Source organism: Candidatus Proelusimicrobium excrementi (genome assembly GCF_937881865.1).
In the GTDB taxonomy this organism is placed as follows: domain Bacteria; phylum Elusimicrobiota; class Elusimicrobia; order Elusimicrobiales; family Elusimicrobiaceae; genus Proelusimicrobium; species Proelusimicrobium excrementi.
The window spans coordinates 1-9,041 of record NZ_CALGEO010000003.1 but is presented as its reverse complement, the minus strand read 5'-3'; the positions used below and the strand labels follow the sequence as shown (position 1 = coordinate 9,041).

Sequence of the window (9,041 nt, the reverse complement as noted above, 5' to 3'; positions counted from 1 at the left end):
TCCTTGCTTGGGTACTGCGCGCCCTTTGGGCGCATCATACTTAGTACACCGCGCGTGGAACAAAATTAAAATCCGCTCCAAAATCAACAAAGCACGTTGCTTACGCTCTCGCATTGCTAAAGTTCACGTTGCTTGTGCGCTCGCAGGGCTAAAAAACACGCTGCTTACGCTCTCGCATAGCTAAACTTCACGCGAGTTATACCGCGTTTAGAACTTTAACATCTTTCTCAGCTTGGGCTTTTGGGCCTTTTGTGCGGTTTCCGGCTTTACGTCCGTGGCTTGGTCCGCTTCGGGCTTTTTGGCCGCATTTTTCACGTTCTTAGCCATAAATTACAACCCGCCGGGAAAGTCTATCGCCGCGGCGTCGTAAGTTTTGCCCGCGCTGTCTATGCAAGTTTCTTTTACACTTGCAAAAACGGCGTTTACTGCGGTGTTATCAACTTCCCCGGTTTTTGCCGCGGAAGTAAACTTTCCGTCTGCGTCCACATAAACCGCCCCGCCTACCGCCGGCGTTGCGCCGCTTGCAAGCTGGACGTAAACTTCAAGCCCCGTTCTTATGAAGGACTGCATTTTCTGTTCCTTCATGCCGGATACGCCGATAATAATCGCGCCTGCCGCTCCTGCGGCCTTAATCGTGCCGTCGGTATGCTTGCATACTGCCAAGCCCTCGGCAATCGCTGCGCCCTGATACGGCGCGGCGTTTTCTATCACGTCGCTTTTGCCCCTTGTGTAGGGCGTGCCTAATCTTTTGCTCATTATTTATTCTCCTTGTTTGCCGAGGTAATGGCTCTTTAAAGCAAAAACCCGGTCATTATATTTTTTTCTTTCGTCGTCTTGTTCTTCAAAAGTTTTGCCGCTCCCGTTGGCCCTTTTTGCCGCTTCGATCCGGGCGGTTAACTTCTTTTGGCTTACCGTCAGCGTGAGGGTATCCCAATAATTAACGGCCTGCTTTTCTTTCTCGTCGTCCGCCAAAGCTTTAAAGCTCATTATCCGGCCTTTAAGCTCTTCCGGCGCGGCGTCGATATTTTCCTGCAGGCTGAAAAAGTACTCCAGCATTCCCTTTTTTACGGCCGCGGCTTTCTTTTCCTCGTCCGTAAACGCCTTGGAGCTTATCTCTTTATAAAGCCCCGGCGCAAGCGGGCCTAAATGCTCTTTATTCTCTTCCATAAACTTATCGGAAGAGAGGTTAAAACGGATAGCCTCCTGCATACGCCCGATAGCCGCTTCGCGCGCGGCTTTTTCCTGCAAATCTTTGCGCACTTTATCCACGTCGCTGGGGGCGGGTTCGCTTTTACCTTTTTTAAGCGCGTCAATCTCCGCTTTTAACGCGGCTATTTGTGCGGATACTTCGTCATTTTTCGGCGCAGGTTCACCGCCTCCGCCGCCGGAGGGGTCTTTATCTTGGTCCATTAAAACGCGCCCCTGCCATATCCTTAAAAGTCTGTCCATTGTTTTTTGCTCCTTACCAATTAATTTAAAATCCGTTGAAATTTAATCCTTTTTTATCTATACTATAAATACGATCTAAAAGGTGCTTGGACTGAGGCGGAAAGGCACAAACGGGATACGCGGCATTAAATATCTCTACCTTTTAGGTCTTTTCTTTTGTTCAAACATCGTAACTGGAAATTTCACTTTTTTTCTTTGTCCGTATACAGTTTCAATAACCACGAGTTTTTGTTTTTTCCTATGCCAAATATCAAAACGTGTGGGGTGGTTTTTATTGGGAAATTTTTTGCCTTTTGCCACAACCGTAGACATATCTTTTAAAAACTCGTATATGTTAAATTTTTTAGAACGACGCATAATTATATGTCGTAACCCTAAATCTTCAGTTCCCCAAATTAAAGAGATCTTTCCTTCATCTTTACGTTTAAAGGCGTTGGGTATGTATCCTTTCTGTTCTTTTACTAGCTTGTGAACCGCTCTCTGTCCTTTATAGTTGCCGGTAATTTTTGGTCCGGCAAACTCTTTAAATGCTTCTTCTTCTCCCAGCCACTCTATACCGCACTGACATCCGTAACGCTCCCCGGGCATATTGCCGTCTTTGTCGCCTTCCCCTACGCGGAAAATCTTGCCGTATAAAAGCCCGTGTTGAGGGTCCGGGTTTTCGGCACTGCTGGGCATCCACCTGTAAAACTCCCCTTTGTGCTGGGCTTTTAAGTCTTGGATGCGCAGAGGCGCATATTTGGCGCGGAGCATATTGATTCCATGCGCGCCGGCGCACCTGCGGAGCTAAAGCATATTCAAGATTATCTTTCCGCAAACTGTTTCGGCGATTATTATACGCGCGGCGGATTGGATCTTAAAACAAGGGAACTGCTTACTTTTGTGGTTTTGGTTTCCATGGGCGGGGCCGACGCTCAGGCTAAAGCGCACGCAGACGGCAATATAAACATAGGAAACGGCCGGGAAACGCTTTTAGACGCGGTTATCCAGCTTCTGCCTTATATCGGCTATCCAAGGAGTTTAAACGCAATTTCGGCTATAAATTCCGCAAGTAAAAACTAGCTGCGTTTGAGCCGGAAATTATCCCCCGATACGGCGGGGGAACTTTGAAAATAATAAAGCCCCGGGTTTAGGCCCGGGGCTGTTTTGCATAAAGTTTTTAACCTTATTCGGAAGCTTTTACCTGAAAGCTTTCAACGCCTGCTTTTTGGGCGTAAGCTTCTTCCTGCTCTCTGGCTTCCTTAATGGGTTTTACCGTCGCGCAGCCGCCTACGCAGCCGCCAGGGCAGCACATGACTTCGATAAGGTTGCCGATGGATTTGCCGGTTTTTGCATAAGCTTTAAGCTTGAATATGGTCTTTTTGTCTATGCCGGCGATAATTTCATCCTTAATAAGGGCGGAATAATCGCCCGCAGCTTTTTTAACCGTCTGCGTTACGCCGCCGGTAATGCCGAACTTCAAGGCTTCCACCGTCGCTTTGCGGTCAAATTCCGTTTCTGCGCAGGTTTCAAGATTAATGCCTTTGCCGAGTATCATGGCTTTAAGTTCTTCATAGCTGATTACGTAATCCACAAATTCGTCGGTTTGGGCTTCTTTCCTCTTGGAAAGGCAGGGGCCTACAAACACCGTTACGGCTTCCGGTATTTCCTTTTTGACGAGCTGGGCCGTGTAGTGCATCGGCGTGCCCGTATCGGAAATATAAGGCAGAAGATCCGGTATATGTTTTTTGGCCAAACGCGTATAAGCGTGGCAGCAGGAGGTCGTCATAAACGGGCGTTTGTCGTCTACAACCTTTTCTATAAATTCCGCGGCTTCTTTTTGGGCCGTAATATCCGCACCGAGGGCGACTTCATATACATGCGTAAAGCCGAGTTCCCTTATCGCCGTGGCAAGCTGGCCCACGCTTATGCCGAATTGACCGGCTATCGAAGGCGCCACCATGGCAACCAAAGGTTTGTCTTTCTTGGTTTGTTTCAGTACGTCCAAAATCTGGCTGCGTTCCATAATCGCGCCGAAAGGGCAGTTCCTCATGCAGTTGCCGCAGCTGATGCAAAGGCTGTGGTCGATTTTGGCGATGCCTTTCTCGTTCTTCTTAATGGCGTTGACGGGGCAGGCTTCCTCGCAGGGAACGCTTAATTTCAATATTGCGCCGTAAGGGCAGGCTTCTTTGCATTTGCCGCAGCTTTTGCATTTATCTTGGTCGATATGAGCTTTATGATTTGTTACGGTTACGGCGTTAAAGAAGCAGGCGTTTTCGCATTTTCTGGCCAAACAGCCCTGGCAGAGTTCGCTTACCATATATCTGCTTTTTACGCAGGCGGAGCAAGCGCTTTCCAGCACGGTTAAAAGTTTGTAGCTTTGGTGGTCGAACTGGGGGTTATCCTGCCCGACGTATTCGCTTAAAGGGAGGGCTTCGTCTACTTCGTTTACCGAATAACCGAAAGCGGCCAAAGCGCGCAGTTTAAGTATTGCACGTTCTTTATATACGCAGCAGCGGAAAGCCGCATCGCTGCCTTTGGGGATGATGTTCCAAGGAAGGTGGTTGATTTCTTTTGCCAATGTTCCTTTGTAGAACATGGAGCAGATTTCTTCCAACACTTCCATTTTAAAATGTTCGGAGTAATTTCTTTTTGTCATAATATAAATTTTACCATATTGGGAATGCCCGGGAAAGGTGGAAACCCCGGCTTTTGCCGACGTTTTTGTTTAGTTTTTCAGTTTAAGGCAGAGGAGCGCCAAACCTATACTGAGGTCTTCGTTTTGCAGAGCCACGTGTGCCGGAACTTTGATGTCCGCCGGGGAAAAGTTCCATATGGCTTTTATGCCCGCGCTTACAAGGGTATCCGCCACGCCCTGGGCGGCGTAAGCCGGAACTGAAATGATAGCCGTATTTATTTTGCGGCTTTGCACGTAAGAAGCTAAATGTTCTATATGCAGAACTTTGTCATTATCGGCTTTGGTTATGTCGGTGTCAAAAGCGGCGACCATGTTAAAACCGTGTTTTTTAAAACCTTCGTAATGAAATAACGCCGAGCCCAATTTGCCGTATCCCACCAAACATACTTCACGTTCTTTTTGCCAGCCTAAAAAATTCTGTATGGCCGCTATGCTGCCTTTTACATTATAGCCCAGCCTTGTTTTGCCCGGGGCTTTGGCGAGGAGCATATCTTTTTTGACGAGTATCGGCCTTAAACTTAATTTGGAGGCTATTTCCACCGAAGATATATACTGCCTGCCGTACTTGAGCATATCGTTAAACAAACGCAAATATTGAGGCATGCGTTTTACGGCTTGCATATTACCGGAGTTTGTTTGGGGGGTGAGTTTTTTCATTTAGGATTAAAAAGGCCGCCGCCGTTTAAGCGGCGGCCTTGATATCATTTATTTTTTTGCGGATTTTGCTTTTTTCTGAGCTACAAGCTCTTCGCCGTAGTAAGCTTTAAGGAAGAGTTCCTTAATTTCGCTTACGAGCGGATAGCGCGCATTGCCGCCGGTGCACTGATCGTCAAAAGCGAGTTCGGACATTTCGTCGAGTTTCGCCATGAAGTCTGCTTCCGGTATGCCGTATTCTTTAATTGAAGTGGGGATGTTAAGCCCTCTTTTGAGTTTTTCAATTTCAAGAACAAGCTTGTCCACTTTCTGCCCTTTGTCGTCTTTGGAGTTATCCAAGCCGAGGAAGTGGGAGATTTTGGCGTAGCGTCCTTTTACGAAAGGATATTTATACTGCGGGAACAAGCCTTGTTTGGTCGGTTTTTCCGTTGCGTTGAACTCTATTACGTAGCTGATGAGCAAGGCGTTGGCCAAGCCGTGCGGTACGTGGAAAATTCCGCCGAGTTTATGCGCCATTGAGTGGCAAAGCCCGAGGAAAGCGTTGGCGAAAGCCATACCCGCTATCGTAGCCGCGTAATGCATTTTTTCGCGGGCGTTGGGGTTTTTTGCGCCTTCGTCGTAAGAAAGTTTAAGGTATTTGAAAACAAGCCTTAAAGCTTCCAAAGCCTGCCCTTCGGTGAAGTTCGTGGAGAAGATTGAAGTATAAGCTTCAATGGCGTGCACCAGTACGTCCAAGCCCGAAAAAGCCGTTAAGGATTTGGGCATATTCATTACGAATTCCGGGTCGACGATAGCCATATCCGGGGTTAAAGCATAGTCGGTAATGGCGTATTTGGTATTGGTTCTTTCGTCGGTGATAATCGTAAAGGGCGTAACTTCCGAACCCGTGCCGGAGGTTGTAGGTATGGCAACCATGGTGGCTTTTTTGCCGAGTTCCGGCAAAGGATAGATTCTCTTTCTGATATCCATAAAGCGCGCGGCGATGTCTTCAAAGCTCATGTGCGGATTTTCGTACATAAGCCAAATCATTTTGCCGGCGTCCATAGGCGAACCGCCGCCCAGCGCGATAATCAAATCAGGTTGGAAGGCGTCAGTAATATGCAAGGCTTCATGAATGGTTGCCAAATCCGGATCGGGTTTTATGTTGCTGAAAACCCTTATTGCCATACCGAGGTTTTCCAGTACGTCGCGGACCATGGCCAGGTAACCGAAGGTTTCCATGGATTTATCCGTGATGATGAAAGCTCTCTTTTTGTCTTTAAGTTCTTCAAGAGCGAGTTTTAACGCGCCTCTCTTAAAGTAAATTTTCTGCGGTACTTTGTACCAGTACATGTTTTCTCTTCTTTCGGCAACTGATTTGATGTTCATAAGGTGTTTTACCCCGATATTCTCGCTGACGGAGTTACCGCCCCAAGACCCGCAGCCCAAAGTGAGCGAAGGCGCAAGCCTGAAGTTGTAAACGTCGCCAATGGCGCCCTGGGAGGACGGCATGTTGATAAGCGTTCTGCCGGTGTGCATAGTTTTTTGGAAAAGCTCTTTGTTGGCTTTGTTGGCTTCGTCGGTGTACAGAACGGAAGTATGGCCTGCGCCGCCAAGTTCGATAAGGGCTTCGGCGGTATCGACGGCTTCTTCAAAGGTTTCGGCTTTATAAAAACCGAGTATCGGGGAGAGTTTCTCGTGGGAGAAAATCTCTTCGTCGCCGACTACTGAGCATTCCGCTATGAGGATTTTTGTATGTTCGGGCACCTTTACGCCGGCCATTTGCGCTATTTTAAATGCGCTTTGTCCGACTATCGCTGCGTTTAATTTATGGCCGTCGGGCATGATAAGTCTGCCTACGGCGGCTTTTTCTTTCTTGTTTAAGAAGTAGCATCCTCTTAAAATAAATTCATCTTTGACGGCTTCGTAAACGGATTTTTCCACGATTACGGATTGCTCGCTGGCGCAGATTACGCCGTTGTCAAAGGTTTTGCTCATGATTACTGAGCTTACTGCCATTTTGATATCGGCCGTTGCGTCAATAACCACAGGGGTGTTGCCCGCGCCTACGCCGATTGCCGGCTTGCCGGAGCTGTACGCCGCGTGAACCATGCCGGGGCCGCCGGTGGCCAAGATCAGGTTAATGCCGGGGTGGCGCATAAGAGCGTCGGAAAGCTGCATGGTGGGTTCTTCAATCCAGCCGATGATGTTTTTCGGTGCGCCGGCTTCCACGGCCGCGTTAAGTACGATTTTGGCGGCTTCTATGGTGCATTTCTTTGCGCGCGGATGCGGGGAAAATACTATGCCGTTTCTGGTTTTTAAAGCCAAAAGGGATTTAAAAATAGCCGTCGCCGTCGGGTTTGTGGTGGGTACTACGCCCGCGATTATGCCGATAGGCTCCGCTATTTGTTTGTAACCGAAGGAATCATCGTCGGTTATTACTCCGCAGGTTTTGGTGTCTTTATAGCTGTTGTAAATATATTCGGAAGCGAAATGGTTCTTTATAACTTTATCTTCCATTACGCCCATGCCCGTTTCGGCTACGGCGATTTTGGCCAAATAAATGCGGTTTCTTGCCGCGGCCATGGCCGCCGCCCTGAAAATGCGGTCTACTGTTTGTTGGTCGAAAGTGGCGTATTCTCTTTGCGCCGCTTTGACTTGCTCGACTACGGCATTAAGCTTTTTCATGCCGGCGTCGTCGTTTTGAGTGGTGTTCTTCTTGGTTTCTGCCATTGTTTGCGTTCTCCGATTAAACTTCTTTAAGTATAAAGTTATTGGTATACTTATGTATCCATTATATAAATTATGCTTTACTAATGCAATAATAAAAAGTTCTCGTTATCCCATAACAGGTTTTTTGCGGTTAAATAAAAGTGATTGGTATCTTTTGGTATCTAATTGCGGAGATAATATTTTACGCCGCGCCCGGCAAAGTAATATAATATTATAAAGGTTTTGATTAATTAATATCCGTTTATGAAAAAGATTTTTCTTTCCACTCAACTGCGTTACAGAATAGCCGTAAGCAGTTTTTTCTTTATACAAGGCATAGTGTTTGCAAGCTGGGCCAGCAGAATACCCGATATCAAAAAAGCCCTGAACTTAAGCGACGCCATGCTGGGGGGCGTTTTGCTCTCCATCCCCGTGGGGCAGATGTGCGCCATGGCGCTTTCGGGCTGGCTTGTGGCGCGCTACGGCAGCCGCAAAATGCTGACTTTGGCCGCCATACTCTATCCGGCGTTTTTGGTTAATTTGGGGTTTTCCCATGATATTTGGCGGCTTATCATAGGTTTGTTTTTGTTTGGTATGGCGGGCAATCTTTCCAATATTTCCGTTAACACGCAGGGCGTCGATGTTGAAAGGCTTTATCATAAACGCAGTATAATGGCTTCTTTCCACGGTTTGTGGAGCTTGGCCGGATTTTTGGGCGGGCTTATAAGCACGCTTATGGTGGGCTATAATATAAAGCCTGGTTTGCACTTTGTAATAATTTTCGCGCTTACAACGCTGATACTGCTATATATGCGCCGCGCTACGGTGCCGAGGGATTTTTCCGCCGCGGACAGTCCTTCTTCCGACGGAAAAGAAAATAAAAAAGTTTTTACTATGCCTGATAAATACATTATTATGCTGGGTTTTATAGCTTTCGCCTGCATGGCCTGCGAGGGAACCATGTACGACTGGAGCGGAGTGTACTTCCAAAGCGTTGTTGACGCGCCGAAAAACCTTATAAGGCTTGGCTATACGGCTTATATGTGTACAATGGCTTTAGGGCGTTTTACGGCCGACGGATTTGTAAACCGTTTCGGGGCGGTGCCCGTAATAAAGGCAAGCGGGCTGATAATGTTTGCCGGGCTGATTATTTCGGTCTTATTTCCGTCGATAGGCGCGGCGACTTTCGGCTTCTTGCTGGTGGGCTTCGGAACTTCTTCCGTCGTACCGTTGTGCTACAGTATGGCGGGGCGTTCAAAAGTTATGAAGGCAAGCGTCGCTTTGGCGACGGTTTCCACGATAGGCTTTTTAGGTTTCCTTATGGGGCCGCCGGTTATAGGTTTTATAGCTCAGGCGTGGGGGCTGAAGTTTTCTTTTGCGCTGGTGGCGTTGGTGGGGTTGATGACTACTTTTATTGCCCCGCACTTAGGGCATGAGTAAATTAACTTGTGTATTTTGGCTCGGTCTAAGTTGCGTCTTCATGTATTTTTCAACTAGCGTGATATTGCGTACGCTCGGCTAGCAATTTAGGTTAAGCAAAGCCTTATACTGCACCTTGCGCCGCTCTGAT

7 protein-coding genes and 1 pseudogene are annotated in these 9,041 nt (G+C 47.6%); 2 read left to right on the top strand and 6 right to left on the bottom strand.

The genetic code is table 11. The annotated features are described in order from the left end of the window. Positions 1 to 330: 330 nt before the first annotated feature. The 3 genes from ACQY26_RS00055 to ACQY26_RS00045 all read right to left on the bottom strand — a co-directional run bounded on the left by ACQY26_RS00055 (position 331) and on the right by ACQY26_RS00045 (position 2,037). Positions 331 to 756, bottom strand: a complete 426-nt coding sequence (locus ACQY26_RS00055; RefSeq protein WP_428047041.1) for a hypothetical protein — start codon at positions 754 to 756, stop codon at positions 331 to 333. Between the two features lie 3 nt (positions 757 to 759). Then, entirely contained in the window at positions 760 to 1,449 is a 690-nt protein-coding gene (locus tag ACQY26_RS00050) for a hypothetical protein (RefSeq protein ID WP_428047040.1), read from the bottom strand. Positions 1,450 to 1,584: 135 nt separating this feature from the next. Next, positions 1,585 to 2,037, bottom strand: coding sequence for a hypothetical protein (locus tag ACQY26_RS00045; protein ID WP_428047039.1), 453 nt, complete (start codon positions 2,035 to 2,037; stop codon positions 1,585 to 1,587). 129 nt (positions 2,038 to 2,166) lie between these two features. Here ACQY26_RS00045 and ACQY26_RS00040 point away from each other — a divergent pair. Continuing rightward, positions 2,167 to 2,511, top strand: a pseudogene (locus ACQY26_RS00040) (carboxymuconolactone decarboxylase family protein); the annotation flags it as partial. Between the two features lie 103 nt (positions 2,512 to 2,614). Here the strand turns inward: ACQY26_RS00040 and ACQY26_RS00035 are convergent. The 3 genes from ACQY26_RS00035 to adhE all read right to left on the bottom strand — a co-directional run bounded on the left by ACQY26_RS00035 (position 2,615) and on the right by adhE (position 7,492). Further along, complete coding sequence (locus tag ACQY26_RS00035) at positions 2,615 to 4,087, bottom strand: monomeric [FeFe] hydrogenase (protein WP_428047038.1); 1,473 nt, start codon at positions 4,085 to 4,087, stop codon at positions 2,615 to 2,617. 69 nt (positions 4,088 to 4,156) lie between these two features. Beyond that, positions 4,157 to 4,783, bottom strand: a complete 627-nt coding sequence (locus ACQY26_RS00030; protein WP_428047037.1) for a redox-sensing transcriptional repressor Rex — start codon at positions 4,781 to 4,783, stop codon at positions 4,157 to 4,159. 48 nt (positions 4,784 to 4,831) lie between these two features. Further along, complete coding sequence (adhE, locus tag ACQY26_RS00025; RefSeq protein ID WP_428047036.1) at positions 4,832 to 7,492, bottom strand: bifunctional acetaldehyde-CoA/alcohol dehydrogenase; 2,661 nt, start codon at positions 7,490 to 7,492, stop codon at positions 4,832 to 4,834. A 243-nt stretch (positions 7,493 to 7,735) separates the two neighbouring features. Between adhE and ACQY26_RS00020 the strand changes: the two genes are divergently transcribed. Continuing rightward, the gene (locus ACQY26_RS00020) at positions 7,736 to 8,911 is read left to right on the top strand and encodes an MFS transporter (RefSeq protein WP_428047035.1); all 1,176 of its coding nucleotides are present in this window, start codon (positions 7,736 to 7,738) and stop codon (positions 8,909 to 8,911) included. Positions 8,912 to 9,041 lie beyond the last annotated feature (130 nt).